Raw genomic sequence first — 19,433 nt, forward strand, 5'->3', positions numbered from 1 at the left:
ATCGCTGCGCCATCGTGCAACCGGGCCTGCTCAATGGCGAGGTCGTATGCGGTATTAGCGTAAGTTTCCCTACGTTATCCCCCACGAAAGAGTAGATTCCGATGTATTCCTCACCCGTCCGCCACTCGCCACCCATAAGAGCAAACTCTTACTGTGCTGCCGTTCGACTTGCATGTGTTAGGCCTGCCGCCAGCGTTCACTCTGAGCCAGGATCAAACTCTTCACTTAAAATTACATGTCCGAAGACAAATTACTTTAGCTGCAGAAGTTCAACCACTGACAACTTATCGCTTGCAAAGCAATTAATATGTTGCTTTTTGATTAAACGTCTGCAAGATGGACAATCATCCTTCCTGCAGGCGTCCGCACAAATTACCTGCGCACACTGTCAAAGAACATGGGGAAGTGGCCTCAGCGCCGTTCCCGTCAGCTTCGTCGTTTCCGTCGAAGCGAGCCGCCTAGTATAGCGGACTTTTTCTTGCCGTCAACACCTTGTTTCCGAGGTGGTTGACGCTGCTTCGTTTCGACCCGAAGGCTTTCTGCGAAGCGAGCCGGCCATATTAGCAGGCTTTTCATCTTCGTCAACCCCTCGTGAAGAGGAAGTTGCCGCCGCTGCACCTCAATCCGCCGTAGCGTCTTTCCGTGTAGCGAGCCGCCCATCATAGCCGACTTTCCTGCTTCGTCAACACCCAATTTCTGGAGGTTTCGAACCCGTTCGTTGTTGCGGTGCTTCGAGAAGCGCCGCCGTCCTGAGCGAGGTCGCGCAGTTTATCGAGACTGCGCAGAAGTGCAAGCACTTTTTGACACTGATATGACACGAGCATCATTGCGCGGATGCGCGACGTCCGATTCCCCGTGCGAATGCGACGTGGTGGCGCTGCTCTATATATATAGCCAAAGGGCTGTGTCTACACAGGGCTATCCATAGAGCAGGTGCTTCGGTATCGATCATCGGCGTGCTCGGTGAGAATGGGTGCACTAGATAGAGAGCTCACGATGCTTCCCTCCCGCAGCCTGCTCCGCGATCTGTCCCTGCCTGCGATTGCTGCAGGCTTTGTCACGGTGCTGGTGGGTTTTGCCAGCTCGGCGGTGATCGTGTTCGAGGCGGCACGCCATCTGGGGGCGGATCAGGCGCAGATCGCCTCGTGGATGTGGGCGCTCGGGATCGGCATGGGGGTGACCTGCATTGGATTGTCGCTGCGTTATCGCGTGCCGGTGGTGACGGCGTGGTCCACGCCGGGTGCGGCGATGCTGATCGGCAGTGCGGCCGGTGTGCCGTTGCGTGAGGCGGTCGGTGCGTTTGTGGTGGCTGCAGTGCTTGGAATGGTGGCTGGTTTCTCGGGGTTGTTCGAGCGGGCGATCCGGCGCATTCCGATCTCGCTGGCCTCGGGCATGTTGGCCGGGGTGTTGTTGCGCTTTGGGCTGGATCTGTTCGTGGCGATGCAGAGTCAGGTGATGTTGGCACTGGCGATGCTGGCGACCTACTTGGCCGGGCGGCGCTGGTTTGCGCGTTATGCGGTGATTGCGACGTTGCTGGTCGGCATCGCAATTGCGGCCAGTGGCGGGCTATTGCACTGGACTGCGGTGCGGTTGGAACTGGCGCATCCGGTGCTGGTGGTGCCGTCGCTGTCGTGGGCGGCGCTGTTCGGGCTTGCGATTCCCTTGTTCGTGGTCACCATGGCTTCGCAGAACGTGCCGGGTGTGGCGGTGATCCGGGCCTCCGGCTATGCGGTGCCGATCTCGCCGACGATCGGCTGGATCGGTGCGGTCAATACGCTGCTGGCGCCATTCGGCGGCTTTGCCTTGAATCTGGCGGCGATCACCGCGGCGATCTGCATGGGCCGCGAGGCGCACGAGGATCCGGCGCGGCGTTATGTGGCTGCGGTCAGTGCGGGCGTGTTCTATGTGGTGATCGGTTTGTTCGGCGCGACCGTGGCGGCGGTGTTTGCCGCCTTCCCGCGCGAGCTGGTGATGGCGATCGCCGGGATCGCGTTGTTGGGCACGATCGGCAACAGCCTGGCGGCGGCCTTGCGCGAAGACAGCGAGCGCGAGGCGGCGCTGATCACCTTCTTGGTGACGGCGTCCGGGCTGACGCTGGGCGGGATCGGTGCCTCGTTCTGGGGCCTGGTGGCCGGAACGATCACTTTGTTGGTGTTGCGCCCGCGGGCCTAGCCGCGGCACACCATCCAGTGGATGGGCGTCTTATCGGATGGACTCACTGAAAAGCCGTGCCCCACCGCGCCAAGCGATGCAGGCAACTGGGCCGCAGCCAGCATGTTGCGAGCTTGCACCTGGCGCGGCACCGGCTCGCTTATTCGGGATCGCGTAGCTGCAGCAGCCAGTGCGCGGTGACGCCGCTGGGGCTGGGAAGCGGTTCGAGATGGAATTGGCGATACACAGGTGAGCCGCCAGGCGCGCGCAGCGGCAAGGTGACATAGGCGGCGCGGCCTTGCCGTAGCGCCTCTTCGAGCAGTTCCACCTTGGACCGGGCGGCATCGCTGGCCAGCAGGGTCAGGATGTCGCAACCGATCAGATCGGCCACTTCGGTCTGGATAAGCTCTGCGAACGCCGGATTGACGAACATCAACCGGTGCGCGGCCGTGGTTGCGCCACGTTCGATGATGGCAACGCCGTCGCGCAGACGCGACAGCGAGGCTTCGAGCAGGGTGAAATCCTGCTGGAAGCGCTTGCGTTCCATCAGCTCGATCAACACACGCAGGCTGCGTGCCGATTCCAGGTGCAGCGGCGACCAGCGACGCGCGCGGCCACGCACGGTTTCCTGCCAGAGATCGAAGCTCTTGCGCGGCGAAAGGCGTGAGTTGGGGATGTCCGCCAGCTTGGCCAACTGCGGGTTGCCGGCCCAGTTGACCGTCTGCACCTGTTCGCGGCGGGTCCACAGCAAGGCGCTGCGCGACTGCGGCATCAGCGGCACGAAAATGAAACCGGCGGCCAGCGGTGCCAGATCGGCCAGCTCGGGAAATACCTCGCCGATCGCCTCCACATGCAGGGCGCCGACGGCATCCTCGCGCAGGGCGGCGTGGTGTGCGGATTCGATATGGTCGCGGATGCGCCGCAGCGCGGCGGCATCGGGCGTGGTGCCATGGCGGCTGATCTCCTTGCCATGGAAGATCGCCACGCCGTCGGCATCGACCACGTCCATCAGGTCAGGCGCCATGTCGGCGAGCATCTCCACCGTCATCTGGGCGGCGTCGTTGAAGTCGGTGATCAGCTTTTCGCGCACGGTAAGCAACACCGATTCCATGCGCGCACGCTCGACCGCCTGCAAGGCGCCGATGCGACCGGCCAGCGCGCGCGTGACCGCATCGGTGGCATCGCGCATGGCGTGGCTGGTGAAGTGCGGGCTGTAGTGGTGGCAAGCGATCAGCCCCCACAGCACGTCGTTGACCACGAGCGAGGAGACCAGTGTGGCACTCACGCCCATGTTGGCCAGATATTCCAGATGCACCGGCGAGACGCTCCGCAGGCTGACATCGCTCAGATCCACCGGCGTGCCCAGGCGCGGATGCAAGGTGGGCTCGATTGCGGCGGACTGGTAGCCGACGTCGGCGATCTGGCGGACGCGGTTGCGCAGGTACAGCGCGCGCGCCTGCGCGGGAATGTCGGTGGACGGGTAACGCTGGCCGAGATAGGCCACCAATTCGGGGTTGCGCGCCTCGGCAATGACTTCGCCGTTCCACTCTTCGTCGAAGCGGTAAATCATCACCCGATCAAAACCAATCATGTTGCGCAGGCCCTTGACCGCACGCACCGCCGCTTCGTCGATGCCGGGATCACGCTCGATGCTGCGCAACAGCGGCAGCGCCTCACGCAGGGTGACGTCCATCAGGCGGGCGTCGCGCGGTTCGATTTCGACCAGCCATTGCTCCGGATACAGATGCCAGGCGGCCACCCATGGGTGATCGGTGGGCGCGGCGCGCCTGGGGAAACGCACCTCGGCATGTAATAGGTGTTGCGCCTGGTCGTCGACCACGAACGGCTGCTCGCCGGGCAGTTCAAGCACTTGCGTGTAGGGCATGCCCAACAGCTCGGCCAGCGGCACGCCGAGCAACTCGGCGGCAGTGGTGCTGGCCTGCACGATGCGTCCATCGGCCGGCTCGATCACCAGCAGCACGCCGTAGGGCTGGATCAGGCCGGGAATATGGATCGGCTCGCGGGCGCAGACATCCATATTCAGGGGTTCGGTTGGCTGGTTCACGGGCGCGGCTCCGCTGCGAGGCAGGTGTGGAAGTGGGCAAACATGGCCTGCGCACCGTCGATGGCGGCGGCGCGTGCGCAAGGCGTGTCGAGACGTTGGTTGAGCACGGTCTGGAAATGGCGCCAGCCGGTCGGATCGTCGTCGGCCAGTTCGAAGTAGCGCAAGGCATCGGCGAGACCGGGCTGCTGTTTGCGCAGGCTGCGCGCGATCATCCGGCCGCCCAGTTGCGAGCCTTCGATGACATAGAGCATGCCCCAGCGCGCGGCATCGTTGCCGGCGGCGGGTGCTGCGATGGCAGTGCCTGGTTGCTGGCCGAGCGCGCGCAGGTCTTCGCGCAAGGCCGGCACGCGGCGGCGATACTGCCAGCCGGTTCCAGCCAGGGTACTGAGCCAATTGCACAGTTGCGCTTCGAAGCCGGCCAGCAGTGCATGGTGCCGGCGCAGGATCAGCGCATAGGCGTCGCGATCGACGCGTCCCTGCCCCAATGCCTGCATCAGCGGGATCGCTTCGACCAGGCAATGGACGCCCTGGGTGGCATCGCGCAGCACGAACGCGGCCGAGGGCGGAACTGCCAAGGCGTCGGAAGACATAGGGACTCGAGGCGGTGCCGCGGCACGAAGGACACCAGCCTAGCAGCGCCTGCGCAAATCAGATAAAGCGGGCGCGAGTGCAACGTGAATAGGTTGGCATTATTGCGGCATTGCGTGCGCGATGCCGGGCCCACGCCCTGCCCGCTTCCAGGCCATGACCCAGCCTGCGGCAAGCAGGAGACCGGCCAGCAACCAGGGCGCGCCGGGCAGATGCAACGGGGCGCCGCTGCCGATAAACCAGGCAAACACGTTGGCAAACAACAACGGACCGGCGATGCCGGCCAGACTGATCAGGCTGGTCAACGCGCCCTGCACGCGGCCTTGCGCATCGGCGCCGACCTCGCGGGTGATCAAGGCCTGCGCGGACGGTGCGGCGATCGCCCAGAACGCGCTGATCGGCACGCCGATCAGAAACGCGGTGCCGCTGTCGGCCAGCCCATAGATGACGAAACCAATGACCCCACAGCCCAGGCCCAGCAGCAGCGCGCGACGTTCGCCCAGCCAACGCACCAGCCGGCCGACCAGCAGCGCGTTGACGATGATGCTGCACACACCCACGCCGGCCAGCACCCAGCTCACTTCGCGCGGGCCCCAGTGATACTGGTAGCTGGCGAACAGCACGAAGATGCTGGGGTAGACGTAGTGCGCCAGGTTGGCCAGGAACACCACCGAGGCCAGGCCGAATACCTGAGGGTAGCGACGCAGCAGCTTGAGCGCGCCGAGCGGGTTGGCATGCGACCAATCCAGCCGCGCGGTGCGGCGTTCGGCGGGCAGCGATTCGGGCAGCACGAACCAGCCGTACAACACGTTCAACAGCGCCAGCCCGGCGGCAAACCAGAACGGCCAGCGCAGGCCGATGCTGCCCAGCCAGCCGCCGATCAGCGGACCGGCGACAAAACCAATGCCGAATGCGGCACCGAGCATGCCGAACGCGCCAGCGCGCTTGTCGGCCGGGGTGACATCGGCGATATAGGCATTGGCAGTGGAAAAGCTGGCCGAGCATACGCCGGAGATCACCCGCGCCAGCAGCAGCATCGGCAGGGAATGGGCGACCGCCATCAGGATGAAGTCCAGGCCCAGGCCCAGGCACGAGAGCAGGATCACCGGGCGGCGGCCGTAGCGGTCGGACAAGGCGCCCTGCAGCGGCGAGCAGACGAACTGGATGGCGGCGAATAGAAAGCCGAACCAACCGATCCAGCCGGCGGCTACGGCGTAGTCGCCACCGGTGAATTGACGCACCAGATCCGGCAACACCGGAATGATCACGCCGAAGGACAGCACGTCGATCAGCACGGTGATGAAGATGAAGATCAGCGCGGCGCGGCGCCGGCCCGGTGCAGGAGCGGATGCGGAATCGGGAGAGATGGACATCGCGCGGCACGCAGGGGCGAAGCGGCGAGTGTAGCGGTGGAGATGGGCTTACGTACCCTCATCCGCCCTTCGGGCACCTTCTCCCGAGGGGAGAAGGGAAGCGCTTGGCCTGTGCGTCAGAAGAGCCTGGTCTCTGTGTCCAGCGCAAGATCATTGGGATGTCATTTAAGCCCCCCTCCCGCCGGGAGAGGGGTTGGGGTGCGGGTACGGGGCGAAGCCAAACGTGCACTCAAATTCCACCTGGCTTCGCGCGTACCCTCATCCGCCCCTTCGGGGCACCTTCTCCCGATGGGCGAAGGGAAGCGCCTGGCCTGTGTCTGGCGCAAGATCAGCGTGATGGAGTTAAAGCCCCTCTCCTGCGGGAGAGGGGTTGGGGTGAGGGTATGGGGCGAAGCCACACGCGCACTCAAACTTCACCAGGCTTCGCGCGTACCCTCATCCGCCCCTTCGGGGCACCTTCTCCCGGTGGGAGAAGGGAGTCATCTCTGCCTCTTTACTGTATCGGGAAGCTGCGCGGGTTCTGCGCGTGCCTTGGGCGAATCTTGCGGTTATTCGACGCTGATGGTCTGGGTCAGCGTGTGGCTGGCGCCGGGGGCGAGTTCGATCACGTCCGGGCCGGCGTTGGCCGCTTCCAGGCAGACGTAGTCGCGCCAGCCCTCGCCTACGTCGGCCATCTTGGCGGCCGCTTCTTGGCCCGGGTTCCAGGCCACCAGCGAGCGGCTGCCCTGGGTGGCGATGACGATGCGGCGGCCCAGGACCGGGTCGGTCAGGGTGTAGTGGCCGCCGGCATTGGTGTAGATGCGGTCACTGCGGCCGGGATCGCGTGGGTCGCGCAGGCTCCAGTCGCCTTGCTGACGGTGGGCGGTGGCGTAGTTCTCGTACTTGTCGAGATAGTCCAGCCCGTCCAGGCCCTGCACGCTGACCTTGAGCGCGTCGCCGACACGGAAATAGTTGTGCAGCGCCTGGGTGAAACGCACCGGGGCCTGGCTGGTGTTGTCGGTGATCAGGCTTTGTTCGAGGGTGCGGCCGATGCGCAGGGTCATGCGCAGGCGCAGCGCCAGGTCGTCGAAGCTGGGCGGGGTCAGGGTGAGCACCAGGGTGCCGTCGTCTTCGCGGCGGCTGTCGGTCAGCTGCCAGGGCACGGTGCGCACGAAGCCGTGCGCGGGGACCTCGCCGGTCTGGTCCTGGCGGCCGAAGTACGGCCAGCACACCGGGGCGCCGCCGCGGATCGGGGTGGGCGGCTGCTTGGCGGTGGGCGACAGCCACATCACGTCCTGCCCGCCCTTGGGCACGAACGACAGCAGCTGGCCGCCAAACAGGCTGATGGCCGCGGTGGAGAACGGGGTGTCGATCAACAGCGAGGGGAAACCGTGGAAATCGCCTGTGCGCAGGCCGGTGAGGTCGGACATGGGGGGTGCCTTCTGGACGATGGGAGATTGGACGAATGCGGGATAGGCGGCCGGCAACTTGAACGCGGTGGCGCGGATGGCGGCGGCGCCAGTGACCGGCGGGGCGGCACGCAGGGCGGTAAGGATGCGTTGACCGGGGCGGCCGTCGGCCGGTTGCAGGCCCAGGCGGGTCTGCTCGACCTGGATGGCACGCCGGGTGGCGCTGCCGACCATGCCGTCGGCCTCGCCGATCAGGTGGCCGCGAGCCAGCAGTAATTGCTGCAGTTCGCGCCGTTCGGGGCGGCCCAGGCCGGGATCGTCGGTGGGCCAGGCCGCGACCAGGCCGGGGCCGCCGCGCAGGCGGTCGGCGAGCAACGCGATCGACAGCGCGTAGCTTTCGGCGGCGTTGTAGGCGTAGATCGCGTCGTAGTTGCGGAAGACCAGAAACGCCGGCCCGGTCGGGCCAGCCGGTAGCAGCAGCGCCGCCGGGGTATCGGCGGGCACACCGGTCGGCGCCAACGCCTTGCCATCGGTGCCGAGCAAGCCGGCGGTCTGCCAGGCCTGCAGCGGTTGGCGACGGGTGCGGCCGGCCTTGCTCGCATCGAAGCCGGCAGGCAGGCGCACTTCCATCCCCCAGGGGCGGGCGCGCTCCCAGCCGGCCTTGACCAGATAGTTGGCGGTGGAGGCCAGCGCGTCGGGAATGCTGGCGACCAGATCGCGGCGGCCGTCGCCGTCGCCATCCACCGCGATGCGGGCGTAGGTCGAGGGCATGAACTGGGTCTGCCCGAAGGCACCGGCCCAGGAGCCGGTCAACCCGTCCGGAGATAAGTCGCCTTGCTGCAGCAGGCTGAGCAAGGCGAGGAATTCGCCGCGAAAGAACGGCTGGCGGCGGCCCGCGCACGACAGCGTGGCTAATGAGACCAGCAACGGGCGCTTGCCGGTGACGCGGCCGTAGTCGCTCTCCACGCCCCACACCGCCACGATGGTGGCCGGGTCGACGCCGGTCTGTTCGGACAGGCGGGTGAGCAACTCGCGGTGGGTGACCAGCATGGCCTGGCCGTCGGTGACGCGTTGGCTATCGACCAGGCTGGCGAGGTAATCCCAGATCGGGGTGGTGAATTCGGGCTGGGCATCGAGCAGCGGCAACACGCTGGGATCCGGCACCAGGCCGGCGGTGAAGCGCTGGAAGTTGGCGGCCTCCACACCTTTGGCGGCTGCCTGGGTCTGCAGGCCGGCCAGGCAGCGGTCGAAGGCCGGATCGGCACAGGCGATTAGCGGCAGCAGTGCCAGCAGCGCGGGCAGGACGCACCGGATCGGCATCATGGCGTGGTGGCCGGCGTAGAGACGGACGTCATGCGGTGGAGCGCTCCTGCGGCAAGTCGAGCCGCCGAGGATAGCCAACCTGGGTGGTTCGAGGCGTGCAGGTGGCGCTACCGCTGCAGCATCGTGAGCTGCGGGAGCGGGTGGCGCTACGCGGGAGTGACGGCGTAGTACACGCGCTTTTGAGACCGGTAAGGACAGCACTGACGCTCTATGAGGCGTGTCAGATAGGGATAGTGCGCGCCGATGCCGAGGTCTTGAACCGGTCCGCCTGGCAGAGACGCAGCCACAGCGCGGCGGCATTGATCGCCGGGCTTAGCTGCCGTCGCCGGTGATGCCGGTCAGCAGCGACAGCGCCGGTGCGGAGGGGCTGGCGTCGGACACGCGACGGGCGCGGGCCCTGCGTGGAGCATCGTGGCGGGGACCGAACCAGACCATCGCAGTGGCCAGACACGCCGGCAGCACGATCGCGAACACCGCGATGGCCACAAGCACCCACTGCCAGAGATTGAAGGTTGCCATGATCGTGTCCGCCCCGCGGCGAGCTCCGCCGAGGCGGCAAGCTTCCGGGATCGGCTGCGAACGTGGCGTCGAGAAAGCACGGCCGTGCCTGCCGTTCGTCGGAACGAACGAGGTGCCGGCTATAGCGTTAGATCACGCGGGCGATGGAGACAACCCGCGTGATTGCAGCAGCAACGCGGCGCATTGATCGCCCCGCACGCTCGCCGCTCCAGCCAGGCTCCGGCAACGCGCGTTGCCACGGGGTCCGTCTGACGCCCGGCGGCTTCAGGCAAACCGCTCCAGCAGGAAATCGACGAAGCTGCGTACCGTGACCGAGCGCCAGCGGGTTTGGGGATAGAGCACGCTTAGTGGACGGTGCAGCTCCCGGTCCTGAAACAGCCGCACCAGCCGGCCCGCTTCCACGTCGGCACGCAACAGGAACGCCGGCTGCAGCACGATGCCCAGGCCCTGCAAGGCCGCCAGATGCAAGGCCGGGCCGCTGGTGAGATGCAACTGCGCGCGCGACAGCGGGCCGATTCGCTCGCCGGTGTAGTCCTGCCACTGGCCGAGCGCCTTGGCATCCATCCCCAGGCATTGGTGCCCGGCCAGCTCGGCAAGCCGTTGCGGGGTACCGTTGCGGTGCAGATAGGCCGGCGTCGCGCAGCACCACAGGCGATAAGGCTGCAGCGCGCGCGCCACCAGCGAGGACTCGCCCAGCGCCCCGATGCGGACGGCTACATCAATGCCCTCGTCGACCAGATCCTGCACCCGATCGCTGAGCCGCAGATCCAGGCTCACCTGGGGATGGCGCTGCAGATACTCGCCAAGCACCGGCGTGAGCCCATAGGTTCCGAACGACACCGGTGCGGCGACCCGCAGCGGCCCGGCCGGTTCCAGGCGCTGACCGTCGGCCTGCACCTGTGTATCGGCGACCAGCTCAAGAATCTCCCGGCAACGCCCGTAGTAGGCCTCGCCAAAAGCGGTCAATCGCTGCCGTCGCGTGGTCCGCACCAGCAACTGCAGACCGAGACGTTGCTCCAGGGCGCGCAGGTGGTTGCCAGCCATGGTTGGGGAAATGCCATGCGCTTGCGCCGCCGCGGCGAGGCTGCCGCCGTCCACCACGCGGACGAACACCTGCATGCTGTCCAGCAGATCCATTCAACACTCCTGGTTGCCAATCAATGCAGGATAACGGCGTTTATCGCGGCTCGATAACGGATCAGGCTGGGGCCCTCACTCAGACGGACGTTGTCGATGGATCTGCAATTGCGTGAACACAAGGCACTGGTGACCGGCGCCAGCACCGGCATCGGCGCAGGCATCGCCCGCGTGCTGGCGGCCGAGGGAGTACAGCTGGCAATCACTGCGCGCCGCGCCGACAGGCTGGAACAGCTGGCCAGCGACATCGCGGCACAGGGTCACCCGCGCCCGCTGGTGATCCCCGGCGACATCACCAGCGCGACCGAGATCACGCGCATCGCCCGGGATGCCAGCCAGGCGCTGGGCCGGATCGAGATCCTGGTCAATACCGCCGGTGGCGCACGCCCTTTTACGGTGGAGGCCAGCGATGCGGACTGGGACGAAGCCTTCGCGCTCAACTTCGGCAGTGCCCGGCGCATGACCCAGGCCCTGCTGCCCGGCATGCGCCACCGGCGCTGGGGCAGGATCATCAACTTCAGCGGCAGCATGGAGCCACGCGAGGTCAACGGCGCCGGCGCGGCGAAGGCAGCGCTGCAGTTCTGGGCCAAGGGAATGGCCTCGCAGCTGGCGGCCGAGGGCATCACGGTCAATACCATCGCACCGGGACGCATCAACTCCGAACAGGTGCTGGACAAGCTCCATCCCACGCCGGAAGCGCGCCAGGCCTTCATCACGCGCCATGTGCCGATCGGCTACTTCGGCGAACCCGACGACATCGCTCATCTGGTCGCCTACCTGGCCTCACCACTTGCACGCTATCTGACCGGTGAGGTGATCGCCGTGGACGGCGGCCTGCACGCCTTCGCCCACTAGCACGACCGGCTACCGGCGTTACCCAGGACCGGTGAGGCCAGGCAGGCCGATATCGGCCGTAGCGTCCAAGGCCGCTGGCGCAGCGGCGTGGTGCCGGCACGCCGCTGCCGACGAGCGTTAGACCCTGCCACGTCCCGGTGGTGTCCCGGCAGCGACAGTGCCGGGCCGTGCTCAGCGCGCGTCGAGGTAATACCAGCGGCCGTCTTCGCGCACGAAGCGGCTGTGCTCGGTCATGCGCACCGCGCTGCCGCCGCCGATGCGGTAGCGGGCCAGAAACTCCACTTCGGCGGTGTCGGTGCCGGTCTCGATGGCGCGTTGGACGGTCAGGCCGAGCCAGGTGGTGCGGCCGCCTTCGTCCAGCGACAGCTCGGGTGGGCGCGTGGACGGATGCCAGCTGGCGAGCAGGTACGCCACATCGCGGCGGACGTAGGCGCTGTAGCGCGCACGCATGAGGGTTTCGGCGTCGGGTGCGGTGGCGCCGGCGTGGTATTGCCCGCAGCACTGCGCGTAGGTGGCGGCGCGGCCACAGGGACAGGGATCGGTGGGTGTGGAGGTCGGCATCGGGCGATTGTGCGGGATGGGATTGGGGATTGGGGATTGGGGATTGGGAATTGGGAATTGGGGATTGGGAGGCGGGAGGCGGGTTTCTACGCGTTTATGCTGTCGTCCCCGTCGTACGGAGCGCCGTCTTGCTGGAACTGATTCCCACCGAATTGCCTTGGCTGCTGTGCATTGCCTTCGTTGCCGGATTGGTGGATGCGGCGGTTGGTGGGGGTGGGTTGATCCAGTTGCCGGGATTGTTTGCGACCTTGCCGCAGCAGGCGCCGTCGCTGATTCTGGGCACCAACAAGTTCAGCGCGATGTTCGGTACCGGGGCGTCGGCGTGGCGGTATGCGCGCAATGTGCGCTTTCCGTGGCGGCCGGTGCTGTATGCCACTGCGGCGGCGTTCACGTTTTCGTTTCTGGGCGCGACGGCGGTCAGCCTGCTGCCCAAGCAGGCGGTGCGGCCGCTGATTCTGGTGCTGCTGGTCGCGATGTTGATCTACACGCTGATCAAGAAGGATTTCGGTGCGCTGCATCGTCCGCGCGAGATCGGCCGGCGTGAGTTGATCACTGCGTTGGCGATGGGCGCGGCAATCGGGTTCTACGATGGGTTCTTCGGTCCTGGCACCGGCAGTTTTCTGATCTTCTTGTTCATCCGCTTTTTCGGGCTGGATTTTCTGCGCGCCTCGGCCGCGGCCAAGGTGGTGAACCTGGCCACTAACCTGGCGGCGCTGTCGTTCTTTTTGCCCAGCGGCCAGGTGATGTTGGCGATCGGCATTCCGATGGCGGTGGCGAACGTGGCCGGTGCAGTGGCCGGTACACGAATGGCGTTGCGCGGTGGCACGCCGCTGATCCGCAAGTTGTTTCTTGTGTTGGTCATCGTGCTGATCGGCAAGATGGGCTGGGATCTGCTGCGTTGACGACCGCGAACCAGACCGCACCGCATCGAACGGCCACGCGGCGCGCACTGCCCGCAACCATGCACACCGACCCTCTCGACTGGCCCTTGCCCGCCCACCAGCGCGGGACCTTACGCGGCATGGATGCCGCGTAAGAGCTTACAAGGACGTACTTGCAGCGTGTCCCGCGTCGGTGGGCGGGCGTCGGTGGGCGGGCAAGCGCCCTGCGGCCAAGCTACAGATCAGCCGGCTGCGTACAGTTTTGTTGGCGACTCTTAGTCGCTTAGAAATCCATAATCAACGTTGCCGACAAGGTGCGCGGTGCGCCCGGATAATTGGTGGTCTGCGTCACCGGTTGCTCGATGTAGAAACGGTTGGCGACATTACGCAGCATCAGCGCCAGTTGATAACGGCCGCCGAAGCGGTATGCCGCCGAGGCATCGAAGCGCGTGTAGCCGGGAATGCGATAGCTGTTGGCGAGATCGCCTTCGCGCTCGCCCACATGCACCGCGCCGGCGCCCAAGGTCAGGCCATACAGCGGACCGCTGGCAACGTGATAGGTGCTCCACAGACTGGCGCTGACGCGCGGCACGCCGCGCAGGCGATTGCCCTGCGGAATGACGGTGTCGCGGGTGACCTGTGCGTCCAGATAGCCGGCGCCCAGAATCAGCCGCCAGTTCTGGGTGAGCTCGCCGGTGATATCCATCTCCACCCCGCGCACGCGCTGCTGGCCGGTGACCAGCACGAAGCCGCTGTTGTCCGGATCGCTGGTGGCGACGTTGTCCTTGGTGATCTGGAACGCGGCAGCGGTGGCGAGCACGCGGTTGTCGAATAGCGCGCTTTTCAGGCCGATCTCGTACTGGCGGCCGGTCTCCGGTGGTGCGCTGCCGCCGGCAAACAGGGTGGCGCTGCGCGGTCGAAACGCGGTGGAGGTGTTGGCGTACAGCGAGAGCTGCGGCGCCGCCTTCCACACCACGCCAATGCGTGGCGATGCACGCCGGCCGTCTTCGCGGGTGCGGGCGCCGTTGTCGATGGTGGTCTGTTGCACATCATCCCAGCGCACGCCGGCCAGCACATCCCAGCGCTCGCCGATGCTGATTTGATCCTGCACGTACAACGCGGCGTAACGCGCATCGACCTCGATGGCGCGCGCCGGCACATACGTGCCCGGCAAGGCGCCCTGCACCGGGTTCGTCACGCTGATACGGGCCAGCGGCGCGCGGGCTTCATCTGTCTGTCGATGCGCATCGACGTATTCGGCGCCGGCCAGCACCTGATGGCGCAGCGGGCCGGTATCGAAACGCGCCAGCGCTTCGGTCTGCGATGTCGTTGCGCGCACCTGCTGGTCCTGACGCACCGCACGGCGCTGCAGAAACGCACGGTCGGCGCTGAAGCCGGTGAAGTCGGCCACGTCGCGGCCGCTGTCGCCGTCCTGGTGGTTGAGGATCTGGCGCAGCGTCAGCCAGTCATTGGCGTCGTATTCGATGCGCCCGCGTGCGGTGCGCGAGGTGCCGTGATTGCGCGACCACGGCTCGCCAAAACTGCGCTCGGCCGGGCCACGCACCACGCCGTCGATGGCGACCAGACCGCGATCGCCCGGGCTGGTCTGGCGGGTGTATTCCAGATCCAGATCGGCCCGCAGTTGATCGTTCGGCCGCCAGGCCAGCGAGGGCGAGACGAAGACGCGGTCGCCATCGGCCTGCGCAGCGCGAAAGCTGCCGGTCTCCTGCGCGGCGGCGCTTAGCCGTGCCGACAGCGTCGGGCTCAGCGGCCCTGTGACGCTGGACTGCACGCGGCGCAGGCCGTGTTCGGCGACCTGCACCGATGCGTTGCCGCCGAACACCGCATCCGGGCGCAGCGTGACCAGATTGATCACCCCGCCAGGCTCGCCGCGCCCGTACAGCACCGCCGCCGGGCCCTTGAGCACTTCCACCTGGGCGACGTTGGCCAGATCGCGCAAGGTCTCGGTGAAGTTCTGCGCCGGGTTGAGCAGGATGCCGTCGACCGCATACGAGGACGCCTCGAAGCCGCGGATGACGAAGGTTTCCGAACGATTGCCCTGGGTACCGCCGGGCTGCACGTTGGAGACATTGGCCACCACATCCACCAGCCGGGTGAGTTGCTGTTCGTCGATCACCGAACGCGGCACCACCTGGATCGCCTGCGGAATGCGCTCCACCGGCGTCTGCGTGCGGGTGGCGCCGGCGGCTTTTTCCGGCCGATACAGGGCGCGCTTTTCGCTCACCACGATGGCGTCGAGCAGGCTGGCTTCCTGGGCGGCGGCCGGCATGGCGGCAAACAGGGACACGAACAACAGGTGGCGAGGCGCAGGCAGTGGGGTCATCGGGATCTTCAGCGGGACGATGCACACTAGCGGGCACATCTGGGCCGCTAATGATAACGATTCTTATCTACGTGCGCCCGCCTTGCTGCGCCGCTGACCTGCGACGCCTGCGACCGCAGCGCGGTGACGCAGGCATCCAGGCGGTGCGCTCAGCGTTTTCCGCGCGGCTTGCCTGCAGATCCGCGCGTGGACACAGGACGCGCCTTGGCCACGGTTTTGGTTGGCACGGGCTTGGTTGGCGCGGGCCTGGCCGCAGTGCGCGCCGCAGTTGTCTTGGTTGCCTTGGTTGCGCCACCCAGCGAAGCGGTGGCGCGCCTGGTCGCTACCGTCGACTTGGCAGCAGGCTTTTTCGGCGCTGCTGTTTTCGCGGCTTTGTTCGGCTTCGGAGTCGGCTTGGCGGACGCGGTCGTGCGCCTGGATACATTCCCGGTATCTGCCTGCGTCTTGGAGGGTTTGGTCGGCGTTGCCGGCTTGCGCGCTGTGCCCGCTGCAGGCGATGCACGCCTGGCTGATGCAGGTTTGGCTGGTGCAGTCTTGGCGGACGCGGCCTTGCCCGCTGCGGTCTTCGCCGCTGCCGACTTGCCTGATCCCGCACGTGCGCTGGAAGCGGCTGTTTTCGCGGGCTTCGGCGCGGCTTGAACGGCCGGCGTCGATGCCGGCGCGACCTTGCTGGCGCGCTTGCCAGCCTTGGCCGCCGCGTCGTCCTGTACAGGGACGTCCTGAAGTGCCGCACCCTCAGCGCCAGAGACAGGACCGGTGCTGTCCATACGGGTCTGGAGCTGCGTCGAACGCGATGCATCCTCGCGCTGCGCAGCACCCACCGCCTGTTCCGTCACCACTGCGCCAGCCTCGTCCCCGCGCGAGCGCTCGGGCAACTTGAGTCGCTGCGCCTGCTCGTCGTATTCGATCAGCAGCACGCCGGAGTTGTGCCGGCCGCTGATTTCCACGAAGCAGGCGCCGCCGATGAACGGCTCCAGCGTCATCACCGATTTCAGTGGTGTGGCCACCACCATCTGGAAACCGAAGTTCTCGAAGATGTTCATCGCCAGCGCAGTGAATTCGTTGTCGGCCTTGTCGAAGGCTTCGTCCAGCACCACCGCGCAGTAACGCGGCAACTCGCCGTCTTCGCCGCCGAGCTGGTAGCGCAATGCAGCGGCCAGGCAGGTAGTGGCCAGCTTCTGGCGCTGACCACCGGATTTGCCGGCGCCGCTGCGGTAGATCTCCACCTGCGCGCGGGTCTGCGCATCCAGTTCGACGCCGATGAATTCCACATGCAGGCGCACGTCCAGCACCTGCTCGCGCCAGCGGCGTGCCTCCGGTTCCTGCGCGCCCAGGCGTGCCACCAACTCGCGCAAGGTGGAAAACTGCGCCTCGGCCAGTGCGCGGTCTTCGGTCTGTTGATGCGACAGCACCGCACGCAACTGTTGCTGGAATTCCTGCACTTCGCTCAGGCGACGGTCGCTGACCTCGATGGTCAGCAGCGTGCCGCGATTGAACGGCACCTGCTCCAGACTGGCGTTGACCTCGTCCATGCGCTGCTTGATGCCCTTGTGGGCCTCGGCAGTGTGGCGCTGCAGGGCGAGCAGATTGTTCTTGCTCTGGGTCTGCAGCAGGTCGAAGAAGCGGTGCTCGTGACGCGGCAGGCCATCGCTTTCCAGGCGATCCAGCCGCGCAAGGAAATCGTCGGCACTGGCCAGGCTCACGGTGAAATCGCCGCTGTCTTCCGGCCACTGCTGGCAGTACTTGCGGAAGCAATCGAGCAGCTGCGCGCTGAGCCGGCTGTCGCGGCCCTGGCTCTCGGCCAGTTGCTCGGCCAGGCCGCGCTCGACCATGCGGAAATGCGCTTCCAGATTGTCCAGCGACAGCGGTGCCAACGCCGCCAGGCGTTCGCGCAGGCCCTGCAGCTGCGTGGGCGTGAGCGCGGCGGTGCCGGCACGGCTGGCGCAGGCGGCGTGCTGCTGTTCGAGCCGGACACGCTCGCGCGCCAGCTGCGCGCGCTCCAGCCGCACTTCCTCGTAGGTGCGCTTGGCCTGGTCGCGCAAGGTGCGCGCGGTCTCAATCGCCTGGCCGAGCGCGCGCAGGCCGCTGTTGCCTTCGCGCAGTTGCTGCAGCTGTTCGTCGATATCGCTCAGGCGCTGCAGCTTGGGGCCGACATCGATCTCGTCCCAGTCGCGCTCCACCAGCGTATGCGCGGCCAGCTGCCGTTCCTGGTCCTGCTCGCGCTGCTTGCGCAGCGCGGCCACGTCGGCATCGCAGCCGGCGATGCGCTGGGCAAGCGTCTGCGCCTCGCGCTCGAACACCTTGAGCTTGTCGCGGTTGTCGTGACCCAGCAACCAGCGCTTGCGGTCGTTGACCGCATGGCGGTCGTCTTTTTCATAGCGATCGCCGGGATGCTTGACCTGCCCTTCGCGAGTGATGGCGCGGTCGGCATTGCGCAGCGCGGCGGCGTTGTCGACGCATTCGTAATCGAAGCGACGCATCAACTCGTTGCGCAGCCACTCGGTGAAGGCATGCTCGCGCAGTTGCAGCTTGCCCGGCAATGCGCGCGCATCCGGCGTGCGCGCATGCAGCGCGTCGTTGCGGCGCACCCGGAAATACACCAGCCGCGTGCCGATGTGGGTGCGGTTGACCCATTCGCTGACCTGCGCGTAATGCCGCTCGTCCACCAGCAGCGACTGCGCAAAACCGCTCAGCACGCGCTCGATCGCACCGCGCCAGGCTGCCTGATCCTCGCGCACCTGCACCAGCTCGCCGACGAATGGCAGCGCGGCTTCGGCAATGCCGGTGTCCTCGCACAGGCGCGCACGCAAGGCCTGCATCGGTGCCGGCATGCTCGACGGAGCGCGCTTCAACGCATCCAGTTCGGCGCGGATCTCGGCAAAGCGCCGCTCATCGTCGCGGCGCGCACCCATGCGCTCGGCGATCGCCTCATCCAGCGCGCTGGCGTCGTGCTTGCCGTTCTCGAGCACGGTCTGGGCGTGCGCGATCTGCTCGGCAAAGCCGCTGGCGCCTGCGGCCAGGGCCGTGCCGAGCTGGCGGCAGGCCTGTTCGATCTGCACGCGACGCCGCAGGCGCTCGTCGCGCTCGCGCTCGACCCGGGCGCGCTCGCGTTCGAGCTCCTCGATCTGCTCGCCACCGGCGGCGCGTTGTTCGCGTTCCAGCCCGGCGAGCTTCTGTTCGTGATTGTCCAACGACTCACGCCGCTGGCCTTCTTCGCCGGCCAGCCCGCGGTCCTGGCTGTCGAGTTCGTGCAGGCGCGTCTCCAGCAAGGCCAGACGCTGCTGTTCGCGGTAGCTGTCCACGCCCAGCTGCAGCTCGCGCAACTCGCCGACGCTGTGGCGCAAGGCCATCAGCGCCGCATGGTGCTCGCGTGCCGGGCTGAGCGTTTCCACCTGCCGGCGTGCGGTGACCACCGCATGATGTGCGCCGTCGAGTTCGGCGAAGTCTTCCACCAGCCGGTCGGCCGCCTCGAACGTGCGCGGCTCGTCCAGCATGAAGCCGCGCAGGAACACATTGAGATCGCCGAGATTCTTGGCCGACTGGGTTTTGTGCAACAACCGCAACGCCATCTCGTTGCCTATGCCCAGCACATGCCGGAAGCGCTCTGCGTAGCCGGCAAAGCCGTCGAAATGCGCGACTTCCTCACCGAGACGCGCCTTGAGCTTGCGCAGATCCAGATCGAAGCCATCCAGCTCGCTGGCCACATCGAAGCTGCGCGGCGCGACCATGTAATGGCGGCGCACATCGGCCGCGGCGTTGCCGCTGCCGGCGATCCAGAACAGACGAATCAGACTGACCGTCTCGCCATGCGCGTTGCGGTATTCCAGCACCAGCGCAGACCAAGTGGCGCCCTTGCGCAGGTATTGGGTGGCGATTTCGCCCGAGGCGCTGTCCTGCTGATCGGCCCAGGCCCCACGCACATACGACACCAGGCTGCGATCGCGCCCACTGCGCTCGGCCTCGCGTGCGGCGGCGTTGAAGTCGACAATGCTGGGCGGGGTCAGCAATGCCGACATCGCATCCAGCAAGGTCGACTTGCCGGACCCGGACCGGCCGACGAACAGGAAGCCTTTCTCCGCGATCGGCACCTCGGTCAAGCCGTTGAACGTGCCCCAGTTGTGCACCTGCAACCGCCGCATGCGGAACTGCTGCGCGCGCTGCTCGGCAAGCGAATCAGTGAACAAGGACGCGCCCGGCTGCGCCGGCGACAGGTTGGACTGGGAATTCATGGCTCACTCACCAAAACGG

At 66.6% G+C, this 19,433-nt stretch carries 11 protein-coding genes, 1 rRNA gene and 1 pseudogene; 3 read left to right on the forward strand and 10 right to left on the reverse strand.

The window, feature by feature from the left end; all coding sequences use genetic code 11:
• Window positions 1-228 (reverse strand): 16S ribosomal RNA (locus FFY45_RS21950); the annotation flags it as partial.
• A gap of 768 nt (window positions 229-996) precedes the next feature.
• Here FFY45_RS21950 and FFY45_RS09995 point away from each other — a divergent pair.
• Window positions 997-2,172 (forward strand): benzoate/H(+) symporter BenE family transporter, encoded by a 1,176-nt coding sequence (locus FFY45_RS09995; protein WP_176340320.1) that lies wholly within the window; start codon window positions 997-999, stop codon window positions 2,170-2,172.
• A 139-nt stretch (window positions 2,173-2,311) separates the two neighbouring features.
• On the opposite strand, the gene bphP is transcribed toward FFY45_RS09995, so the two are convergent.
• From bphP to FFY45_RS10025, 6 genes are all read right to left on the reverse strand, one after another.
• Window positions 2,312-4,216, reverse strand: coding sequence for a bacteriophytochrome BphP (gene bphP, locus FFY45_RS10000; protein WP_176340321.1), 1,905 nt, complete (start codon window positions 4,214-4,216; stop codon window positions 2,312-2,314).
• Window positions 4,213-4,806 carry a biliverdin-producing heme oxygenase gene (locus FFY45_RS10005; protein WP_176340322.1) on the reverse strand — a complete coding sequence of 198 codons (594 nt, stop codon included), beginning with the start codon at window positions 4,804-4,806 and terminating at the stop codon, window positions 4,213-4,215. Before FFY45_RS10005 ends, bphP begins: the two co-directional genes overlap by 4 nt.
• Before the next feature lie 99 nt (window positions 4,807-4,905).
• On the reverse strand, window positions 4,906-6,177 hold the full coding sequence (locus FFY45_RS10010) for a TCR/Tet family MFS transporter (RefSeq protein ID WP_176340323.1): 1,272 nt from the start codon (window positions 6,175-6,177) through the stop codon (window positions 4,906-4,908).
• A 548-nt stretch (window positions 6,178-6,725) separates the two neighbouring features.
• On the reverse strand, window positions 6,726-8,888 hold the full coding sequence (locus FFY45_RS10015; RefSeq protein WP_176340324.1) for a lytic murein transglycosylase: 2,163 nt from the start codon (window positions 8,886-8,888) through the stop codon (window positions 6,726-6,728).
• A 312-nt stretch (window positions 8,889-9,200) separates the two neighbouring features.
• Window positions 9,201-9,407 (reverse strand): hypothetical protein, encoded by a 207-nt coding sequence (locus FFY45_RS10020; protein WP_006449007.1) that lies wholly within the window; start codon window positions 9,405-9,407, stop codon window positions 9,201-9,203.
• A 264-nt stretch (window positions 9,408-9,671) separates the two neighbouring features.
• Window positions 9,672-10,544 (reverse strand): LysR family transcriptional regulator, encoded by an 873-nt coding sequence (locus FFY45_RS10025; protein WP_176340325.1) that lies wholly within the window; start codon window positions 10,542-10,544, stop codon window positions 9,672-9,674.
• Between the two features lie 96 nt (window positions 10,545-10,640).
• Here FFY45_RS10025 and FFY45_RS10030 point away from each other — a divergent pair, with 96 nt between their 5' ends.
• Window positions 10,641-11,399, forward strand: coding sequence for an SDR family NAD(P)-dependent oxidoreductase (locus tag FFY45_RS10030; RefSeq protein ID WP_176340326.1), 759 nt, complete (start codon window positions 10,641-10,643; stop codon window positions 11,397-11,399).
• A 171-nt stretch (window positions 11,400-11,570) separates the two neighbouring features.
• Here the strand turns inward: FFY45_RS10030 and FFY45_RS10035 are convergent, their stop codons facing one another.
• Complete coding sequence (locus FFY45_RS10035) at window positions 11,571-11,960, reverse strand: YchJ family protein (RefSeq protein ID WP_176340327.1); 390 nt, start codon at window positions 11,958-11,960, stop codon at window positions 11,571-11,573.
• A 128-nt stretch (window positions 11,961-12,088) separates the two neighbouring features.
• Between FFY45_RS10035 and FFY45_RS10040 the strand changes: the two genes are divergently transcribed.
• Entirely contained in the window at window positions 12,089-12,862 is a 774-nt protein-coding gene (locus tag FFY45_RS10040; protein WP_183086943.1) for a sulfite exporter TauE/SafE family protein, read from the forward strand.
• A 262-nt stretch (window positions 12,863-13,124) separates the two neighbouring features.
• Here FFY45_RS10040 and FFY45_RS10045 read toward each other — a convergent pair whose 3' ends face one another.
• Window positions 13,125-15,185 carry a TonB-dependent siderophore receptor gene (locus tag FFY45_RS10045; protein ID WP_176340328.1) on the reverse strand — a complete coding sequence of 687 codons (2,061 nt, stop codon included), beginning with the start codon at window positions 15,183-15,185 and terminating at the stop codon, window positions 13,125-13,127.
• An 845-nt stretch (window positions 15,186-16,030) separates the two neighbouring features.
• Window positions 16,031-19,414, reverse strand: a pseudogene (locus FFY45_RS10050) (ATP-binding protein); the annotation flags it as partial.
• Between the last annotated feature and the right edge of the window lie 19 nt (window positions 19,415-19,433).

The sequence above is a fragment of the Xanthomonas hortorum genome (assembly GCF_011305375.1).
GTDB classification, from domain to species: Bacteria; Pseudomonadota; Gammaproteobacteria; order Xanthomonadales; family Xanthomonadaceae; genus Xanthomonas; species Xanthomonas hortorum_E.

Bases quoted from the DNA above. Each gene is read 5' to 3' on its own strand.
- FFY45_RS09995 (WP_176340320.1), top strand. From the start codon at position 997: ATGCTTCCCTCCCGCAGCCTGCTCCGCGATCTGTCCCTGCCTGCGATT.
- FFY45_RS10005 (WP_176340322.1), bottom strand. From the start codon at position 4,806: ATGTCTTCCGACGCCTTGGCAGTTCCGCCCTCGGCCGCGTTCGTGCTG.
- FFY45_RS10010 (WP_176340323.1), bottom strand. From the start codon at position 6,177: ATGTCCATCTCTCCCGATTCCGCATCCGCTCCTGCACCGGGCCGGCGC.
- FFY45_RS10015 (WP_176340324.1), bottom strand. From the start codon at position 8,888: ATGATGCCGATCCGGTGCGTCCTGCCCGCGCTGCTGGCACTGCTGCCG.
- FFY45_RS10020 (WP_006449007.1), bottom strand. From the start codon at position 9,407: ATGGCAACCTTCAATCTCTGGCAGTGGGTGCTTGTGGCCATCGCGGTG.
- FFY45_RS10025 (WP_176340325.1), bottom strand. From the start codon at position 10,544: ATGGATCTGCTGGACAGCATGCAGGTGTTCGTCCGCGTGGTGGACGGC.
- FFY45_RS10030 (WP_176340326.1), top strand. From the start codon at position 10,641: ATGGATCTGCAATTGCGTGAACACAAGGCACTGGTGACCGGCGCCAGC.
- FFY45_RS10035 (WP_176340327.1), bottom strand. From the start codon at position 11,960: ATGCCGACCTCCACACCCACCGATCCCTGTCCCTGTGGCCGCGCCGCC.
- FFY45_RS10045 (WP_176340328.1), bottom strand. From the start codon at position 15,185: ATGACCCCACTGCCTGCGCCTCGCCACCTGTTGTTCGTGTCCCTGTTT.